This is a genomic window from uncultured Sphingomonas sp. (assembly GCF_913777625.1).
In the GTDB taxonomy this organism is placed as follows: domain Bacteria; phylum Pseudomonadota; class Alphaproteobacteria; order Sphingomonadales; family Sphingomonadaceae; genus Sphingomonas.
On sequence record NZ_CAJYTI010000008.1, the window covers coordinates 19791 to 38743 of the forward strand.

Sequence of the window (18953 nt, forward strand, 5' to 3'; positions counted from 1 at the left end):
CCTGTGAAGCAGTTCTTTGAAGAGAGCGAATTTATACTTCGGTGGAGCGGTTGCTGCCGCGTCAACGCGGTCCACGTTAACCATTGACGGCACCTTCACGGGATTGAATATGCCGTCCCCATGGCTACATGCTGAGACAAATTGCATGGTCATTCAAAGACGGCTCTAGGTTTCAAGATGAAATGCAATGAAACTTTCGCTGTCTGTGTTCGTCCGTCGGCTCCACCTCCTCAGGAAACGATCGTCCTCGTGGCTGATTGATCCTGAATCGATTCACGCTGGAACAGGGGAAAGCCGACAAATGTGCCCTAAAACGGGTCACATGGCTTGTTTGCGCCTGTAACTGTCCTTAACAGATCGTATATTGTGATTGACGTCCAATTCGTTTCCGTGGAGGAGGGCATCGCCGACCCCGCGTCGGCGGTTAACCTTATTGGGGGTTTTATGCGCACTCGTGTTCTCACCCTGCTTGCCGCCGCCACCGCAGCGGTTGCAGCTCCTTCTGTCGCTTCGGCGGCAACCACGATCAACGGCACCCTGCCGGTCGTGCAGTTCAACGTCGGCAACACCGGCGGCTTCGCTGCGGGCGGTACCTTCACCAACACCTCGGCAGTCGTGTCGGGCACCGGCACCGGTGACTTCAGCAGCATCACCGCTGGCGCAGGCGTCGTCCTTTCGTCGGTCACCGCGACGGTCGGTTCGGCGATCAGCTTCAGCAGCGCCTTCGGTTCGTTCGCGGGTACGGTGTCGTCGTTCAATGCGTCGACCTCCCCGCTGAGCAGCGTTCTCTCGCTGTACACCGTCGGCACCTTCACGCCGACCGGCACGCTCGCCGCGTTTAGCCCGGGCGCCGCGTCGCTGACCTTCACCTTCAACCAGACCGGCGGCGCCGGTTCGGCCATTTCGGGCAGCTTCACGCTGGCGTCGCCGCCGTCGGGCGTGCCTGAGCCGGCCACCTGGGGCATGATGATCGCTGGCGCCGGCATGGCCGGTGCGGCGGTGCGTCGTCGTCGCAGCACCAAGGTCGTCGCCGCCTAAGGCGTCGCACACGGCTTGAAAGAAGGGGCGGTGCCGGCGACGGCGCCGCCCTTTTTTGCGTTTGCGGCTGAAACCAGGGGCGCGGGCTGCTCCCGCCTCATTTGCGCACTACGGTCCTTCGCGCCGGAATGGCCACCGCGCGCCGCACCGAGCAGCTAGTGATCCCGGCGACGCGAGCGCCGACAAGCCTCGACCGGGCATCGCTCGGTATCCCCGCGCCACGTACGGCGTTTCCGCGCCGCTGTTTACGCGCGCGGCGTGGGAAGGGCTTTCGATTCGCGATCTGCAGGATCATGGCAGGACCTATCCCGGTCGAGGGGCGGGCAGTCGCGCACAAGGATGGCCTCTCACGCCCTGTCGTTCCCTTGGGCTGTGCGAGATCGACGTTGCGCGGATGCAACAGCTTGCTCCTATTCCATGGACCCTCATGGCACGTGCTTGACGCTACCTGATTAATATGATTTTTGGCCGAAGGGCAGCAATCGTTTGCCCATAAAACCATTGCCACGAGCGACCACGCTGCGTGACCTGGGGAGGATCTATGAAAGCGACTTTCGCACGCTCGCGCGTGTCTGTTTCCGTGCGCCGCCGCGCGCTGGCTTCCTGTGCAACCTTCGCGATGATGGCGCTCGCCGTCCCGGCAGCCGCCCAGACCGCCGCCGCAGACCAGGCAGGCGACGCGCCAGCACAGGAAACCGAAATCGTCGTCACCGGGCTGCGCGCCAGCCTCAACCGCTCGATCGACGTGAAGCGCGACGCCAGCTCGATCGTCGATTCGATCGCGTCGGAAGACCTCGGCAAGTTCCCGGACACCAACGTCGCCGAATCGCTCCAGCGCATCACCGGCGTCTCGGTCGATCGCAGCGGCGGTGAAGGCCGGTTCGTCACCGTCCGCGGCTTCGGTCCGCAGTTCAACCAGCTGCTGCTCAACGGCCGCACGCTCGCGACCGAGAATCCCGGCCGCCAGTTCAGCTTCGATCTGCTGCCTGCCGATCTGATCTCGGGCGCCGACGTCTACAAGACCGCCAACGCCAACCTGCAGGACGGCGGCATCGGCTCGACGATCAACCTCAAGACGCCGCGCCCGTTCGACACCCCCGGCCAGCGCGTGATCCTCAGCGCCAAGGGCAATTACGAGAGCCTGGCGGACAAGTTCACGCCGGACCTGTTCGGCCTCTACAGCAACACCTTCCTCGACGGCCGCCTGGGCGTGCTCGTCTCCGCCTCGTACGAGCAGCGCAAGGCGCGGATCGATACCGCGGTGGTCGACGGCTATTACAAGACCAGCGTCGGCGGCGCCAACGGCACCCCGGTGCTGAACAACGTCAACATGCCGCAGGACTATAACCAATATTCGGACAGCGAGGATCGCAAGCGGCGGACCTTCACCGCCACCATCCAGGCGCGCCCGACCGACACGCTGACGATGACGCTGGACGGCATCTACAACAAGTTCACCGTCCAGTCGGTGGCCAACCAAGTCGGCCATTTCTATTCGCCGGCCAACATCAGCAACGTCAAGCTGGACAGCAATCGCACGGTCGTCGCGTTCGACCAGGATGCGACCGGCCACACCGACTATGTCGCGCGCACCTTCAACCGCCCGACCGAGCTGAAGTCGGTCGGCTTCAACACGGTGTGGAAGCCGAACACGATGGTCGACGTCGCGTTCGACAGCTCCTATTCGGAAGCCCGCAACAACAATGGCGGCAATGAGATCTTCGCCGTGATCGGGTTCAACAATCCGATCAAGTTCGATAGCACCGGCAGCGGCCTGCCGAGCATCACCGCGACCAACGGCTTCACCAATCCGAATGTCGGCCGCGCGCATTTCGCCACGCGCCAGGGCTCCAACTATGGCGAGACGGTCTATGAGAACCGCCTCGATGTGACGCTGCGCACCGACTATGAGCACCTGACGGCGGTGCGCTTCGGCGCGATCTACACCGATCGCACCAAGGACAACCAGCTGGTCCAGTCGAGCAGCGACACCTGGTGCTCCTATTGCGGCTATTCGATCCCGGTCGCGAGCGGCATCCTCCAGCCCTTCACCCCCAGCAATTTTCTGAGCGGTGCGGGCGGCAACTTCCCGCGCGCCTGGCTGTCGTTCAATCCGGAGACCTATTTCAGCTTCCTGGAGAGCAAGGCGGCCGCCGATGCGCAGGATCGCGCGACCGGCCAGCCGGTCGGCACCACCTATGCGCAGATCCAGAAGACCAACGGGTTTGCGGCGACCGTGCAGCCGAGCTCCTACCGCGTGCACGAGAAGGTCGCCGGCGCCTATGCGCAGATCGACTTCAAGGGCGAGATCGGCGGGATGAAGCTGACCGGTGCCCTCGGCGCGCGCTATGTGCACACCGAGCTGCAGTCGACTGGCGTGAACCAGGTGCTGCTCGACCTGCTGCCGACGCCGAACGACCCCACGCTCTACAAGGCGCCGCTGTCGGCGACCGCGGTGCCGGTCTCGGGCAAGACCAGCTACGACAACTTCCTGCCCAGCCTGAACGTCAAGCTCGACCTGTCGCGCGACATGGTGGCTCGCTTCGCCGCGTCGCAGACCGTGACGCGCCCGAATCTGACCGACCTCGCGCCGCAGCTGACCTACACCGTCACCCGCCCGGGCAACCTCCAGGCGAGCGGCGGCAACCCGGCGCTGAAGCCGTACAAGTCGACCAACCTCGATCTCAGCTATGAGTGGTACTATCAGAACGCCGGCTTCTTCACCGTCGGCGCCTTCTACAAGCGGCTGGACGACTTCATCGTCACCTCGGTGGGCAACGAGACGATCAGCATCGCCAATGCCGCCAACCTGCCGGAGTTCGCCGGCGGCAAGGCGACCTTCGCGGTCAGCCGTCCGCGCAACGTGGGGGCGGCGACCGTCTATGGCCTCGAAGTCGGCTTCCAGCACAATTTCTCGTACCTGCCGGCCCCGCTCGATGGCCTGGGCGTGACGTTGAACGCCACTTTCGTGAAGTCGAGCACGGGGGACAGCACCGACAACAGCGCCTCGTTCGCACTGGTCGGCCTCGGCAACAGCCAGAATGCGGTGCTGTTCTACGAGAAGGGCCCGATCCAGTTCCGGGCGGCCTATAATCACCGCGACGGCTTCCTCTCGACCCAGTCCAACTCGGTCGGCGGCAACCCGGTGTATACGCGCGGCGCCGGCCAGGTGGACCTGCAGGCGAGCTATGCCGTCACCAAGAGCGTGTCGCTTGTCGCCGAGGCGATCAACGTCACCAACGCGGTGGTCCAGACCTATGACGGGACGGTCAACAAGTTCCTGAGCTACACCGAGACCGGTCCGCGCTACGCCTTCGGGGTACGCGCCCGCTTCTGATCCGCGCAGGACGCACAAAGGAAAGGCGGGGCTTTGCGGCCCCGCCTTTTTTCGTGCCCGGTGCGATGCGGGTCAGTCGACCCGCACGAGGTGGAGCAGGAAGCCCGCCTGCGGCTTGCAGCGCGGCGGTTGGAGGCCGGCAGCCATGAGTGCGGCGCCCGAGAAGATCGCGCCTTCCGCCAGTGCGGCGAAGAGCGGCGAGACGGGATAGCCGCCGCCCGGCCAGGCGAGCGTCACCCGGTAGCGCGCCGCCGCATCGAGCCCGTCCAGCCGCACGGGTGCGGCGAAATAGCCGCGGGGCTCGGTGATCTGGGTGTAGGAGAACAGCGCCTCCCGCTGGTCGGCTGCCACGATGCCGAACGCGATCTCGCTTTCCGGCCGGTCGAGCCGATACAGGTCGCCGAAATGGATCAGCGCGCGGTGCTGCTTGTGGAGCGCGATGCCCGCGGCGAGTTCCGCCCGCTCGGCTTCGTCCATCGCGTTCAGGTCCGCCTCGACCCCGAAATGGCCGAAGAGCGCAGTGGCGACGCGCGTCGCCATGCTCACCCGGCGGCCGGTGATATGGCAGTCGGCCGGGCCGACATGCGCGCCCATCAGCTCGGCGGGAACGAAGGTGGAAAGGCCGCGCTGGATCGTCAGCCGATCGAGCGCGTCGTTGGTGTCCGATGTCCAGACGCGATCGGTGTAGTCGAGAATGCCGAAGTCGGTCCGCCCGCCGCCGGCCGAGCAGCTCTCGATCTCGACCGACGGATGCGCCGCGCGCAGCCGCGCCAGTACCTCGTACAGCCCCAGCACATGGGCATGGGCGCCCGCGCGGCCATCGGCGCCGCCGGGATGGGTGATGTCGCGGTTCATGTCCCACTTCAGATAGGCGATGGCATGCTCGCGCAGCAGTGCATCGATCCGCGCGAACAGATGCTCGCGGACGGCGGCCTGGCCGAAATCGAGCACCAGCTGGTTGCGGAAGCGCAGCTGCGGGGCAGGGGGCGTGCCGAGCACCCACTCCGGATGCGCGCGGAACAGCTCGCTGTTCGGGTTCACCATCTCGGGCTCGACCCACAGGCCGAACTCCATGCCGAGGCTGCGAACATGTGCGACGAGCGGCCCCAGGCCTTGCGGATAGATCGCGGGATCGACGATCCAGTCGCCGAGCCCCGCGGTGTCGTCGCGCCGGCCGAGGAACCAGCCGTCGTCGAGCACGAACCGCTCGATTCCCACCGCTGCCGCCTTGTCGGCCAGCGCCATCAGCGCGTCGGGCCTGTGGTCGAAATAGACCGCCTCCCAGGTGTTGTAGTGGATCGGCCGCGGCTTGGCGCGCAGCCGCGCGTGCTGGGGGCGGGCGCGGACATAGGCGTGGAAGGCGCGGGCCAGACCGCTGCGGCCGGCATCCGACCAGGCGCAGACCAGATCGGGGCTGGTGTAGCGCGCGCCGGGCGCCAGTTCACACTCGCCTGGCAGGAACAGCTCGCCCAGCTGCACATAGGCGCGACCGTCGGACAGCGTCTCCGCCCAGAGCCGGTGGTTGCCGCTCCGGGCGAGCTGCACGCCGAATATTTCGCCCGACTGCTCGCCGCACGGACCGACCTCGCCAAGGATCGCCGGGAAGGCATCGTGACTGGTGCGACCGCGCCGGTTCTCGCGCGAGACCGCGCCCATCGCGCGGGGCACGCGGCGGGTCTGAAGTTCGCCCGACCAGCGGCCCTCGAACAGCGTCCAGTCGGTCACCGCCTCGGGCACCGGCAGGGCGGGGGCGTCGCAGGCATCGACCCGAAGCGGAGCATCGCCGCGATTGATCAGCGTGGTACGCATTCGCAGCACGTCCGCAGCCAGGTGCAGGCGATGGATCAGACCGATACCGTGCGCCGCATCCTCCGATTCTATCTCGACCGTGGCCGGGTCGAGCCGGTTGACGGCGGTGATCGCAGTCCAGGTCGCCCAGTCCTGACCCTCGCGATGCGCCGAGAGCCCGGGCCGGCCGGCAAAGCCCGAGCCGATCAGCGGGGTAAGCGCCAGCGGCGGCGTGGTCGCGGGCGAGCAGGGCGCTTCCTGCCGGGCGCCCTGCAGCGCCAGCATCGCGGGATCGACGTCCTCCGGCAGTCGGCGGCCCCAGTAGAGGATCGTCGGTGCCTCGCCCCGGCAATCGACGATCAGGCAGGTAGCGCGGCCGTCAAGCCGAACGAACGCTTCGGTCACTATGCAGTCCTCTCACAGCGGCCGCGACCTTGCATGCGCGGCACGGTCGTTATTGACCGAGGTTTATTATGGTATAAATATGATGATCGACAAGCTGGTGCGTGTCGCGACGCAATCTTGCCAAGCGGCGCGCCTCGGGACAAACGATTTAGCAACAAGGGCGGCTGCGCATGCACGCGGCGGCCCGGAGAGGAATGCGCTCAGGTGCTTGGCGTCTGCTATTACCCGGAACATTGGTCGCGCGCGCTGTGGGCGGAGGATGCCCGCCGCATGAAGGCGCTGGGACTGCGCTATGTCCGCATCGGTGAATTCGCCTGGTCGCGGCTGGAGCCCGAGCCCGGCACCTATGACTTCGCCTGGCTCGACGAGGCGATCGAGACACTGGCGGCCGCGGGCCTGGAAGTGGTGCTCGGCACCCCCACCGCGACGCCGCCGAAGTGGCTGATCGACCGCTATCCGGAAATCCTGCCGGTCGATCCCGAGACCGGCCGCACCCGCGGCTTCGGCTCGCGGCGGCATTACGACTTTTCCAGCGACGTCTATCTGCGCGAATCCGAGCGGATCGTGACCGCGCTTGCGGAACGCTATGGCCAGCATCCGGGCGTAGTCGGCTGGCAGACCGACAATGAGCTGTGCTGCCACCTGACGACGCTCAGCGCCTCGCCGGTGGCGCGCGACGCGTTCCGCCTGTGGTGCAAGGCGCGCTACGGATCGATCGAGGCGCTCAACACCGCCTGGGGCAATGTCTTCTGGTCGATGGAATATCGCAGCTTCGACGAGATCGAGCTGCCGGTCGGCGCGGTGACCGAAACCAGCCCGGCGCACCGCATGGCGTGGCGCCGCTTCTCCTCGGACCAGGTCGCCCGCTATCACGATGCGCAGGTGGCGATCCTGCGGCGCCTGTCGCCGGGCAAGTTCATCACCCACAACTTCATCCCGATGAACGAGACCGGGGTCGACAACCACCGGCTCGCCCGCGACCTCGATTTCGCGGCGTACGACAATTATCCGCTCGGCCGCACCGACCTGTGGATGGCAAATGCGCCGGCAGAGGAATTCCGCCGCTACATGCGGACCGGCCACCCCGATTTCGGAGCCTTCTTCTTCGACCAGACTCGCGGCCTCGCGCCCGGCGCTTTCTGGATCATGGAGCAGCAGCCGGGGCCGGTGAACTGGGCGATGCACAATCCGCGCCCCGCCCCCGGCATGGTGCGGCTGTGGACGCTGGAGGCGTTTGCGCACGGCGCGGGTGTGGTCAGCTATTTCCGCTGGCGGCAGGCGCCCTTCGCGCAGGAGCAGATGCATGCCGGCCTGCTGCGCCCGGACAGCAGCGAGGCGGCAGCCTGGCCCGAGGTGGAAGCGGTGGTCCGCGACCTCGGCCTGCTCGGGCTGGACGAGCGTCCCCGCGGCCGCGCCAAGGTGGCGCTGGTCGTCGATGTCGAGGCGCAGTGGCTCGGCGACATCGAGCGGCAGGGCGACAGCTATGACTATACCCGCATTCTGCTCCGCTATTATCAGGCCTTCCGTCGACTGGGTGTCGATGTCGACTTCCTCGCGCCCGACGGCGATCCGGCCGATTACAAGCTGATCGTGGTGCCTTCGCTGGCGATCGCGCGGGCCGACACAGCGGCGCGACTGGCGAGCGGCGGCGCGGTGGTGCTGTACGGCGCGCGCTCGGGTGCCAAGACCGAGGATCTGACCCTGCCTGCGACGCTGGCGCCGGGTGCGCTGAGCACGGTGTTGCCGATCCAGGTGCGGTCGGTCGAGACGTTGCGGCCGGGCTGCGAGGGCACCATCGCCTGGAACGGCCGCGTCTATCCGAGCGGCGGCTGGAGCGAGGAGCTGGCGCTCGACGCCTCGGTCGAGACGCTCGGACGGTTCGAGGATGGCGGCGCGGCGCTGGTCCGCAAGGACAAGGCGCTGTACCTCGCCACCCTAACCGACGCGACGCTGCTGACGGACCTGCTCGAAGCGCTCTGCGCCGAGGTCGGCGTGGCGACGATGCGGCTGTCCGAGGATCTGCGGATCTGCCGGCGCGGTGGTCTCGTCTTCGCCTTCAACTATGCCGAAACCGCCGCCATGGCCCCGGCGCCGCAGGACGCGACCTTCGTGCTCGGCGACCGCACCATCGGGCCGCGCGACGTCGCGGTATGGAGGGATGCATGATCGCGGTGCTGCGCGGCGCGGCGCTCGCGCTTGTGGCGGTGCTCGCCGTCCCGGCCGCCGCACAGGCATTGCCCGACGTGCCGGAGCTTGCCCAGCGCGGCGCCTATCCGGTCGGCGTGCTCCGCATGGACCTGACCGATCCGGCGCAGAAGCGCACGCTGCCGCTGACTATCTGGTATCCGGCGCCAGGGCAGGGCGGCGGCACGCCGGCGCACTATGTGATGAAGACGCCGGGGCCGGCGGCGACCGGGGGCCATGTCGGCACCGCGCGGGCGGCCGTGCCGGCGCTCACCGGCAAGCGCTTCCCGCTGGTCGTCTTCTCGCACGGCTATCGCAACTGGGCGACGGGCTTCAGCGACCTCGCCGAGGGGCTGGCCTCGCACGGCTATGTCGTCGCCTCGATCGACCATCGGGACCTTGAGCCGACCACCTCCGAAAGCCGCCTGCGCTCCTTCGCGCAGGTGGTGCTCACCCGCAGCGCCGACCAGCGCTTCGTCATTGCCGAACTTGCCCGGCGGGCGGGCACCGGGCCGCTGGCGAACAGCTATGATCCGGCCTCGATCGCGCTGATCGGCTATTCGATAGGCGGGTTCGGTGCGCTGATCACCGGCGGTGCGGGCCTCGACCCAGAGGGGCCGCTCTACAAGCTGGCGCCGCAGCCCGGCATCGCGCCCTATGCCGAAGGCGCGCCGCTCGAGGCGCAGGCACCGGCAGGCGTCAAGGCGATCGTCGCCTTCGCGCCCTGGGGCGGATCGCCACCGCTGCGCGCCTGGAGCGCCAAGGGGCTCGCCAACCTCACCACGCCCACGCTGTTCATCGTCGGCGACCAGGACGACGTCAGCGGCTATGGCGAGGGGGTGCACTGGCTCTACGAGAACGCAGTCCATGCCGATCGCACGATGCTGGTCTACCAGAACGCCCACCACAATATCGCCGGGGACGGCGTGGCGGGCATCCCCGATCCGACCTTCGAATGGGTCGAGCGGCTGGAGGAGCCGGTGTGGCGGCGCGATCGCATCCTGTCGATCAACCGCCATTTCGTGATTGCCTTCCTCGACCGCACGCTCAAGCACGACGCCGCGCACGGCGCCTTCCTGAACGTGCCGACCGAAAAGGCCGCCGACGGCAGCTGGCCGCTGGGTGCCGGCCAGAGCGTCGGCGCCCGCTATGCCGCGCCCGACGATGCCGGCGCGCGCGGCTATTGGCCTGGCTTCCAGCGCCGCTGGGCGCTCGGCCTCGAACTCCATCACGCCGCGCCGGGAGGCCGCCCATGAATTTGCAGCAGAACCAGGCGCTGATCGCCGCGGCCCTTACCGCGCTCGTCGCCTTCATCACCTATTGGAAGTGCCGCGGCGAGGGGCGCTCGGCCGAGAACAGCAACCGCGAATTCTTCCTCGCCGGGGGCGGGTTGTCGTGGTTCTACATCGCCGGCTCGATCACCATCACCAACCTGTCGACCGACCAGCTGATCGGGATGAACGGCAACCAGATGGCGCTGCTCGCCTGGTGGGAGCTGGCCGCGGTCGCGGGCCTGACCATGCTCGCCTTCATCTTCCTGCCGATCTACTACCGCAACAACTGCACCACCGTCACCGAGCTGCTCGAGAAGAAATATGGCGACGTGAATATCCGGGCGACGATCGCCACGGTGTTCCTGCTCGGCAACATCCTGATCTACCAGCCGATCGTGCTCTATTCGGGCGCGCTGATGATGAAGTCGATGTTCGGCCTGACCATCCCGGTGGTGCTGCTGGCGGCGATCTTCGGCGTGGCGGGATCGCTCTACTCGATTTTCGGCGGCCTGCGCGCCGCGGCCATCACCGATACCTATAGCGGTGTGCTGCTGCTCGGCATGGCGATGCTGGTGGTGTTCCTGTCGCTGGGCGCGATCCACTGGGACTTGTCCGGTATTCCGCCCGAGCGGCTGACCATGCTCGGCGGCCCGGACTCCCCGATCCCGTGGCCGACCTTGTTCACCGGCATCATCTTCATCCAGATGTTCTATTGGTCGACCAACCAGACGATCACCCAGCGCGCCATGGCTGCCCCGAACCTGCGCGAGGCGCAGAAGGGCGTGATGGCGGCGACCCTGATCCGCCTGCTGGTGGTGCCGGCGATCGTCGTCATCCCGGGCATCGTCTCCTACAAGCTGTTTGGCCATCTGGGCGACGCGGCGTACGGCAAGATCGTGTGGAGCGTGCTGCCCAACTGGATGTCGGGCATCTTCGCCGCGGCCATCGCCTCGGCGGTGCTGGCGCATTTCACCAGCCTGCTCAATTCGTCGGCGACGCTCTATGTATGCGACCTGCACGAGAAATATATCGATCCGAACCCGAATGTCGCGAAGCTCAATCTGATCAGCAACGTGCTGTTCGTGATCCTCGCGATCGCAATCGTACCGATCTACGCGGGCGCCACCAGCATCATCAACCTGGTCCAGCAGCTGAACGGTCTCACCAGCATGCCGGTGCTCTCCGTGTTCGTCGTCGCCCTGCTGTTTCGCGGTGTCGATGCCCGCGCGGCGATCTGCGGGCTGGTGGCGGGCGTCGCCTTCTACGCCTTTGCGACGTTCGTCTGGGCGCCGCTCCACTATATCCACATGATCGCGATCACGCTGTTCTTCAGCATCGGTGTTTCGCTGAGCGTCAACCGGCTGGTGTTCGGCAAGCGGGCGAGCTGGGCCCCGCGCGCTGCGAAGGGTGCGGGTGTCGATCGTCCCGCGATTGGCTGACGCGTTCCTGCGATGGACCGGCGGTAGCGCATCGTGCTGCCGCCGGTCCTTCTGCGCCTGCGGTTCTCAGCGGTCCGATCGCACGAGCCGGATGTCGCGGTCGGCAGCCCAACGATGCACGTCCTCGCGGCGGAGGGCCGTGGCCATCAAGTCGGGAAACTGATCGGGCGTGCAGGCGAACACGGGGATGCCCAGCGCAGCGACGTCGGCCGCGAGGCCCGGGTCGTAGGAAGGGCGGCCCGTGTCGGTCAGGGCGAGCAACACGATCACATTGACGCCCGACACCGCCAGCCGCGCTAGACGGTCGACCAACGCGGCGGCATCCCCGCCCTCGAAGAGATCGGTGATCAGCACCAGATGGGCCTTGGCGGGGCGCTCGATGCGACCCTCGCAATATGCGACAGCGCGGTTGATGTCGGTGCCGCCGCCGAGCTGGACGCCGAACAGCACTTCCACCGGATCGGCCAGTTCATCGGTCAGGTCGACGATCGCGGTGTCGAAGCAGACCAGCTTGGTGGAAACCACCGGCAGCGACGCCATCACCGCCGCGAAGATCGAGGCGTAGACGACCGAGCTCGCCATCGATCCGGATTGATCGACGCACAGGATCACCTCGTCCAGGTCGACGAGGCGCCGCTGCTGGCGCAGGAAGCCGATCAGCCGCTCCGGCACCACGGTGCGGTGGTCGGGCTGGTACTGGCGGAGATTGGCGCGGATCGTGCGCGGCCAGTCGATGTCGGCGAAGCGCGGACGGCTGGTCCTGCGCGATCGATCGAGGGCGCCCCGGATCGCAGCGGCGGTGCGTGCCTCCAGCTGGGCCATCAGGGCGGCCACCACGTTCGCGATCACGGCGCGTGCGGTTTCCTTGGTCTTTTCCGGCATCACGCCGCGCAGCGCGACGAGATCGGCGACCAGATTCACATCCGCCTCGACCGTGGCCAGAAACTCGGGCTCCAGCAGCATCTGGCGGAGCCCCTTGCGGTCGAACGCGTCTTTCTGGATCACCTGGACGATCGGGGCGGGAAAGAACGCGCGGATGTCGCCGAGCCATTTGGCGACGCGCGGCGCCGATCCGCCGAGCCCGCCGCGGCTCTTCTTGGTCTCGTCACCATCGCCGTACAGCGCGGACAACGCTTCCGACATGCGGCGATCGCTGTCCGAAAGCGGCGAGGCCGCGTCCTCGCCGTCCTCCGCGCCCAGCGCGAGGGTCCAGCGGCGCCGGCGTTCGTCCTCGCTCATCGCGTTGCTCCCGTCATCAACGCGACGATTCGAGCTTCGTGCACCGACCATGTCGCGGCGGCGCCCGGTAGCAGCCGATAGCCGACCGTGCGCGGGCCGGAGCGGCCGAGCGCCGCATCCATCAACCGGCGGCGCTCGTTACGGTCCAGTGCGGCGAACACACGCCGGAACAGCGGCAGGTTGGCAACGAAGGAGTCCTCCTCCAGTCCGGCAAGCCAGGCATCGACCGCCGTGCGCAGCGCCGCATCGTGGATGAGCCGTTGCCCTGCACCCTCGAGAAACCCCTCGAAAAAGCCTGCCGCTTCGGCCACCGGCATACCGGGGGAGAGCATCCGCCCGAGCAGCGCGGCGGCGTCGTCGGCAGGGAGCAGGTCGGCCTCGTAGAGCAGGCGCGCGGCGGCGCCGGCGACCAGCCGCGTCGCCTGGGTGTCTTCGAACAGGGTGTGCAGCGCCGCATGCCAGGTGCCGACGACCTCCGCGTCGAGTTGTGCCAGCTGAATCGCTCCTTCCGCTGCGAGGATTGCGCTGCGCAGGGCTGCGGCGGTCTCTGCGTCCAGATTGCGCGCGGCATAGGGGAAGGCGAGCGCCGCCTGCACCACGATGCGCGGCATCAGCCCGGCGAGATGCTCGGCCGTGCCGCTGCGCGCCTCGCCGTAGCGGAGGATGTCGGCCATGGGCGGCAGCGCGGCGAGCAGTGTCTGGCAGTCGCTGGTGAGCGCGGCGCGTCGCTCCAGCAGCGCGATGCCGGTCTCGGTGGCGCCGGGAAGGTCGGCGACCATCGCGCTGCGCACCAGCGCGGCCAGCGCGCCGAGATCGTTCTCTTGCCCCATCGCTTCGCAGAGCCGGCCGCCCGCAGCATCGGCGATCGTCGAGCCGTGGACGAGATTCTCGACCAGCCGCACTGCGAATTCGGCCTGCCAGGCCAGCACCCAATTCTCGCGGAAGGTTCCCCGGCTGCGGCCGGCATCGGCCAGGCGCCCCCACGGCACCTCCAGCGCGTTCAGGCGGTGAAGCAGCGTCGACCGGGCGAGCCCGCTCTCGCTGCGCAGGTCGAGCGTGAGCGCGCGCTCCAGCGCTTCGGGCTTGAGCCGCGTCGCCTTTTGCTGCCGCTGGAGATCCTCGAGCAGCGGGGCGAGGGGAGTCGCGGTGGGGATCACGCCCACGCCGGACCCGATCAGCAGCTCGGCGGCGACGTCGTCCCAACGGGCGCGCTCCCCGTGACACAGGCACGCGATCGCGGCGTCGCGCAGCTCCTCGAACCCCGGATGGGGCCGCGCGCGCAGGGCGGCGAGCGCATGCCCGAGCCGCTGCGCCTCGATGACGGAGGCGGTGGAAACGAAGTGGCCGCGCTGGCGCAGCGCGCAAGCGATCCGGGCGAGCCATATCGAATCGCGATCTGCGGAATCGCGTGTGTCCCACAGATGGGTGCACCAGCCGGGCGCGACCACGCCGGCTCCATAGCCGCTGGCGCGGGCCAGCCGCGGTGCCGTCCAGGGCGCCCAGGTGGCCTTGATCTTCGACTTGGGGCGCCCCTTGAGCAGGGCGCGGTCGGCGGCAAGGCTGATCTTCGCCGCCAGCGCAGGCACATGCCACGCGCCGCACACCACCGCGATCGGCGCCGCATCTTCCTTGGCGGCACGCGCGATCTCGATGCGCATATGGGCCTCGCGTGCGGCTTCCCGCAGGGAAAGCGGACCAGCTTCGCTGCGCAGCGCCGTCATCGCGTCGGCGACTGCGGCAAATACGGACGTCGAGGCGGGATTTTCCTCGATCACATCGGACCACCAGGATTCGCCGTCGTCATAGCCTGCCGCGGCGGCAAGGATGCCGATGGGATCGCGCGCGACCGGGTCTGTTTCGGCGGCAGCACTCTCGTCGTCGATCTCCCCAAGTCGATCGGCGGCCGGCAAGTCGATGAAGCGCAGCGCCGCGCCATGGGCAACGGCCCAGCGCGCGGCCTGATATTCGGGCGAATAGTCGGCAAAGGGGAAGAAGCTCGCCCGGGCGGGGTCGTCCTCGGCATAGGTCAACAGCGCCACCGGCGTCGTCATCGCCGGATCGGCGAGCATCGGCAGCAGGTGCGACGCATCCGCCGGCCCCTCGATCAGCACCGTGCCGGGCCGGAGCGCGTCGAGCGCCTCCACCAGCCGGCGCGTCGAACCGGGGCCGTGATGGCGGATGCCGAACAGCGAGACCTCCGCCGCCATCGGGTCAGATCAGCGCGCTGAGCGAGGCGTAATAGCGTTCGAACCCGCGCCGCTTCTTGAGCACGGTCTCGAGATATTCGCCGAGCACCGCCTTGTCCTGCACCGGGTCCTTCACCATCGCGCCGACCATGGTGGCCGCGAGCGTCTCGGGGGTGAGCTGTCCGTCGTTGAAGAAGGTTGCCTGGCTGATCCCGCCGACCATCACCCCGATCGCCTCGGCGGTCGACAGGCCGCCCGAGGGAGACTTGAGTGCCACCTTGCCGTCCTCGGTCGATCCCGAACGCAGCTCGCGGAAGATCGCGACCACGCGCGCCACTTCCTCGGCGACGTTCTTGGGCGCGGGGAGATCCAGGCTGTGCGCCATCTCGCCGACGCGCTTGACGATGATCGCCACTTCCTCCTCGGCGCTATCCGGCAGCGGCAGTACCACCACGTTGAAGCGTCGCTTGAGCGCCGAGCTCAGCTCGTTGACGCCCTTGTCGCGGTTGTTGGCGGTGGCGATGATGTTGAACCCGCGCCGGGCGTAGACGGTGTCGTTGAGTTCGGGGATGGGCATCATCTTTTCGGAGAGCACGGTGATCAGCGTGTCCTGCACGTCCGATCCCATCCGCGTCAGCTCCTCCATGCGGCAGAGCTTGCCGGTCTCCATCGCCCGCAGCAGCGGGGTGGGCACCAGCGCCGCCCGGCTTGGGCCGTGGGCGAGCAGCTGGGCATAGTTCCAGCCATAGCGGACCTGGTTCTCGTCGGTCCCGGCGGTGCACTGGATCACCATCGTCGAATCCCCGGTGATCGCGGCGGCGAGATGTTCGGAGACCCAGGACTTGGCGGTACCCGGAACGCCGAGCAGCAGCAGCGCGCGATCGGTGGCGAGCGTCGCCACGGCCGTTTCGATCAGCCGCCGGTCGCCGACATATTTGGGCGTGATCGCGGTGCCGTCTTGCGCCTGGCCGCCCATCAGATAGGTGACGACCCGCTTCGGCGACAGCGCCCAGCCCGGTGGGCGCCGATCGGCATCGCCCGCAGTCAGCGCAGCAAGCTCGCCGGCATAGGTCTCCTCGACGGGCAGGCGCAGCTTTTCGCTCATTCGATCGGTCTCCTGTTGTCGAGGGCGGCGTTCAGCCGCAGCATGTCGAGGCGCGGATCGGCAGCGATCACCCCCGCCGCCGCCAGTTGGTCCAGCGCCTGGCGGGCCGCATCGCGCGAGGCGAGCAGCCCGAGTGCCAGCAATTCGGTGGTTGCGTCGCCGACGTCACCTGCCTTTGCAGCCGCGAGCAGCGCCTGGCCTGCGGGCATGCGCATGGCATCCTCGATCGTCCCATCGCCGCCGGTGATCAGCAGCCCGGTCGCGAAGCTCGCGCCCCGGCGCAGCAGGCGGGTCGCAGCCTCACGTCGCTGCGACGCGGCCAGGCGCGGAAGCAGTTGCGCGACGGCATGCGGATCGACCGAAGCGTTCGTGGTCAGCGCGTCCTGCACGTCTTCGACACTGGAATCTGCGCCCGAACGCGCGACCATCGCGGCCAATCCGGCATCGGCGGGCGCGTCGCTGCCCCACGGCCAGGCCTGGATCAGTTCCGGCGAGGACAGGCCGAGCGCCTGTGCGAAGATATCGAAGGGCACGGCCTCCAGCAGGGCGGCGCGACGATGTTTCTGCGCGGGTGTCTTCAGGACCTGCGGAACGATCACGCGGGTACGGCGCAACAGGCCCTTGGTCTGGACCGCGAAGAATGCGGCGAGTTCGGCCGCATCGTCGTCGCCGCCCGCGCCGTGTCCCAGGCGCGCCAACAGCGCTGCTGCGAGCGCCTTCACGCGCGGCGCGCGGTCGCCAGACAGTTGTTCGAGCAGCGGGCGATCGGCGTCGGACAGGCCCGTGCCCAGGGTTTCGAGCAGGCGCACGCGGTGATCGGGTGTCTCGCCGGCGATCTTCCCGGCGAGCAGCGCGTGCGCCTGCGCAGGATCCCGCCGGCGCAGTGCGACGAAGGCGGCATGTCGCGCGGCGGGGCCGAAATCCTCCCAATTCTCGTCGTTCAGCAGGTCCGGCGCCGAGGATGGCGGCCCCGAAGCAGTCGCCCAATCCTGCCAGGGCGCGTAGACGCCCGGCACGTTCTCGCTGGGGCGGGGCATCCAATCGCCAGGATGCAGCGTCCAGCCGCGTGAATCGAGAAAGTCGAGGAGCGGGCGGCGCGCCGAAGCGTCGCGCAGTTGCCGGAGCAGGCGCCGCGCCCGGGGGCGAAGCGGATCGGGTAATGGCGGACGCGCCAGCACCGGGATATCGGCAAGCGGGCGAACCTCGCCGATCGGCTCGGGGATCGTCAGCCCGCCCAGCACGTGACCGGATAGCGCCAGGAGCCGGAGTTCTGCTTCCCCTGCCTCGGCTCCGAGCACGTCGCGCCACGCAGCGGGGGCGACGGCAGTGGCGCTGCCGCCCATGGTCCAGCGCGTCAGGACGGGGCCGAGCGCGTCGAGGATGGCGTCAGCCATGGTGGAGGCGGCCCCACGGCGTCTGCATGGCAAGCAGCTCCAGCCGGCTGCCGGACCACAAGGCGACGCTGCGCGTCAGTTCGGTGCCTGCAAGCAGCCCTTCGGCGTCGCTCGCCACCGGCAGTAGTGGAGTACCGTCGCGCGGCTGCCACCACGGCGCCCCCGTGCGATCGAAGCCGATCCGGCCCGGCGGCAGCAGGACCGGTCGTTCGGCGGCCCAGGGCTCGGCGAGCAAGGGCGCGGTCAGCGCGTCCTCCAGCGCTGTGCTCGCCGGGGGCCAGTCCAGCGGTGGACCGTCGCCCAGCGCTGCCTCGCGCTCGAGCAGCAAGGCGCGCAGCGGCGCGCGCGCCGGGTAGAACAGCATCTCGGCGACGAATTGCTCGCCGGGGGTGAACGCCGAGGCCCGCCGCCCCGCGCTGGCGGGGAAGAAGTCCAGCAGCATCGCGAAGCGGGGACCCTCGGTAAGGTTGAGCAGCCAGGTCGTCTGGGAAACCAGCCCGTCGCGACGGGTGCGGACCTGTTCCGCCAGCACTTCCCAGGAAGCGTTCACCCGCAGCGCAGCCGGATCGGCAAGCAGCCTTTCGCGGCTCTCGGCGGAGGCAATGGCGCGGCGCAGTTCGGGATCGCGTGGGGTGGCGCGGAAGGCGCGGGCGAGGAGCACCAGCCGCGCCAGTTCGACCGTCGCGCCGCGCATGCGGTCCCCGGCCGGGAGTGCAAGCAGTCGCGCCGGAAGCTCATCGACATGGCCCGCCAGTGCAGCGGCCTTGCCGTCGACCAGCCGCGCGCCGATGCGTCGGCAACGCGCCACCACGTCGTCGACGAACCCGGCGAGCCCGAGGCGGAGTTGATCGCCGATCCATTGTTCGAGCGCGTCGAGCCCGTCGAGGATCGCACGCTCGGTTTCTTCCGCGCGTCTGGCATTGGCCGCCTCGCGTCGCGCGTCCGCCTTGGCATCGTGGAGCCGTTCGGGTGCCGTGACGCGGGCAGCGTGCACGTCCTTGTCGCCCATCGGCACCGCCGGTTTCGGCGTGCCGCCAGCCGGCCGGCGACGTCTTAGCCATTCGACCACCCATTCCGGCGTCTCGGCCGCCGGGAAGGACAGGATCGCCTCGGCGTTCAGCCAGAGCAGCGCCAGGACATGTTTGCACGGGAATTTGCGCGAGGGGCAGGTGCACTTGTTCCCGAGGTCGCGCAGATCGGCCATCACCCTATACGGGTTGGCGCCGGACCCGGCGCATTCGCCCCAGATCAGCGTCGCGTCCCGGCTGGCGCCCAGGCCGGACCATTTTCCGGGCTTCGCCAGGCCCGCTGCGGCCTTGAGCGAGGCCTGGTCGGTGGCAAGCTGTTCCACCGCCTTCAAATCGATCGCCACGCCGCCCCCGAAACGCTTCCCGAGGAGGGAGGATAGTGCGTGGGCGCGAAAGCTCAACGCGCTTTATCGGCTGCCGGGTCTCGCTTCGTGCCCGCTGCCCCATCGGCACAATGCTTCTTTCGGCAAGCCGCACGGGTAGACCTATGCCGTTCTCATCTCGGGCCGATCGCCCAAAAACAACGTGTCGATTTG

General features: G+C 68.2%; 11 protein-coding genes. 5 read left to right on the forward strand and 6 right to left on the reverse strand.

Annotated elements, in window-relative coordinates; all coding sequences use genetic code 11:
• Positions 1 to 444 precede the first annotated feature (444 nt).
• The gene (locus QZ814_RS03980) at positions 445 to 1038 is read left to right on the forward strand and encodes a PEPxxWA-CTERM sorting domain-containing protein (RefSeq protein WP_294329795.1); all 594 of its coding nucleotides are present in this window, start codon (positions 445 to 447) and stop codon (positions 1036 to 1038) included.
• Positions 1039 to 1579: 541 nt separating this feature from the next.
• Positions 1580 to 4375, forward strand: coding sequence for a TonB-dependent receptor (locus tag QZ814_RS03985; RefSeq protein ID WP_294329796.1), 2796 nt, complete (start codon positions 1580 to 1582; stop codon positions 4373 to 4375).
• Between the two features lie 72 nt (positions 4376 to 4447).
• Here the strand turns inward: QZ814_RS03985 and QZ814_RS03990 are convergent, their stop codons facing one another.
• Complete coding sequence (locus QZ814_RS03990; RefSeq protein WP_294329797.1) at positions 4448 to 6568, reverse strand: alpha-galactosidase; 2121 nt, start codon at positions 6566 to 6568, stop codon at positions 4448 to 4450.
• Between the two features lie 204 nt (positions 6569 to 6772).
• Here QZ814_RS03990 and QZ814_RS03995 point away from each other — a divergent pair, with 204 nt between their 5' ends.
• Genes QZ814_RS03995 through QZ814_RS04005 form a run of 3 tightly spaced genes read left to right on the forward strand, consistent with a single transcriptional unit; the run spans position 6773 to position 11465 of the window.
• A complete protein-coding gene (locus tag QZ814_RS03995; protein WP_294329798.1) occupies positions 6773 to 8734 on the forward strand; it encodes a beta-galactosidase in 1962 nt (653 codons plus the stop codon).
• The gene (locus QZ814_RS04000) at positions 8731 to 10008 is read left to right on the forward strand and encodes a dienelactone hydrolase (RefSeq protein WP_294329799.1); all 1278 of its coding nucleotides are present in this window, start codon (positions 8731 to 8733) and stop codon (positions 10006 to 10008) included. The genes QZ814_RS03995 and QZ814_RS04000 overlap by 4 nt, the downstream gene beginning before the upstream one ends.
• Positions 10005 to 11465, forward strand: a complete 1461-nt coding sequence (locus QZ814_RS04005) for an SLC5 family protein (protein ID WP_294329800.1) — start codon at positions 10005 to 10007, stop codon at positions 11463 to 11465. The genes QZ814_RS04000 and QZ814_RS04005 overlap by 4 nt, the downstream gene beginning before the upstream one ends.
• A gap of 66 nt (positions 11466 to 11531) precedes the next feature.
• Here the strand turns inward: QZ814_RS04005 and QZ814_RS04010 are convergent, their stop codons facing one another.
• From QZ814_RS04010 to QZ814_RS04030, 5 genes are read right to left on the reverse strand one after another with little or no spacing between them, the layout of a single operon-like run.
• Positions 11532 to 12704, reverse strand: a complete 1173-nt coding sequence (locus tag QZ814_RS04010) for a VWA domain-containing protein (RefSeq protein WP_294329801.1) — start codon at positions 12702 to 12704, stop codon at positions 11532 to 11534.
• Positions 12701 to 14911: a DUF5682 family protein gene (locus tag QZ814_RS04015; RefSeq protein ID WP_294329802.1), complete on the reverse strand. Its 2211-nt coding sequence runs from the start codon at positions 14909 to 14911 to the stop codon at positions 12701 to 12703. The genes QZ814_RS04010 and QZ814_RS04015 overlap by 4 nt, the downstream gene beginning before the upstream one ends.
• Positions 14912 to 14915: 4 nt before the next feature.
• Positions 14916 to 15995, reverse strand: coding sequence for an AAA family ATPase (locus QZ814_RS04020; RefSeq protein WP_294329803.1), 1080 nt, complete (start codon positions 15993 to 15995; stop codon positions 14916 to 14918).
• On the reverse strand, positions 15992 to 17389 hold the full coding sequence (locus tag QZ814_RS04025) for a DUF5691 domain-containing protein (protein ID WP_294329804.1): 1398 nt from the start codon (positions 17387 to 17389) through the stop codon (positions 15992 to 15994). Before QZ814_RS04025 ends, QZ814_RS04020 begins: the two co-directional genes overlap by 4 nt.
• Positions 17382 to 18761, reverse strand: coding sequence for an SWIM zinc finger family protein (locus QZ814_RS04030; protein WP_294329805.1), 1380 nt, complete (start codon positions 18759 to 18761; stop codon positions 17382 to 17384). The genes QZ814_RS04025 and QZ814_RS04030 overlap by 8 nt, the downstream gene beginning before the upstream one ends.
• Positions 18762 to 18953 lie beyond the last annotated feature (192 nt).

Bases quoted from the DNA above. Each gene is read 5' to 3' on its own strand.
- QZ814_RS03980 (WP_294329795.1), top strand. From the start codon at position 445: ATGCGCACTCGTGTTCTCACCCTGCTTGCCGCCGCCACCGCAGCGGTT.
- QZ814_RS03985 (WP_294329796.1), top strand. From the start codon at position 1,580: ATGAAAGCGACTTTCGCACGCTCGCGCGTGTCTGTTTCCGTGCGCCGC.
- QZ814_RS04000 (WP_294329799.1), top strand. From the start codon at position 8,731: ATGATCGCGGTGCTGCGCGGCGCGGCGCTCGCGCTTGTGGCGGTGCTC.
- QZ814_RS04005 (WP_294329800.1), top strand. From the start codon at position 10,005: ATGAATTTGCAGCAGAACCAGGCGCTGATCGCCGCGGCCCTTACCGCG.
- QZ814_RS04010 (WP_294329801.1), bottom strand. From the start codon at position 12,704: ATGAGCGAGGACGAACGCCGGCGCCGCTGGACCCTCGCGCTGGGCGCG.
- QZ814_RS04015 (WP_294329802.1), bottom strand. From the start codon at position 14,911: ATGGCGGCGGAGGTCTCGCTGTTCGGCATCCGCCATCACGGCCCCGGT.
- QZ814_RS04020 (WP_294329803.1), bottom strand. From the start codon at position 15,995: ATGAGCGAAAAGCTGCGCCTGCCCGTCGAGGAGACCTATGCCGGCGAG.
- QZ814_RS04025 (WP_294329804.1), bottom strand. From the start codon at position 17,389: ATGGCTGACGCCATCCTCGACGCGCTCGGCCCCGTCCTGACGCGCTGG.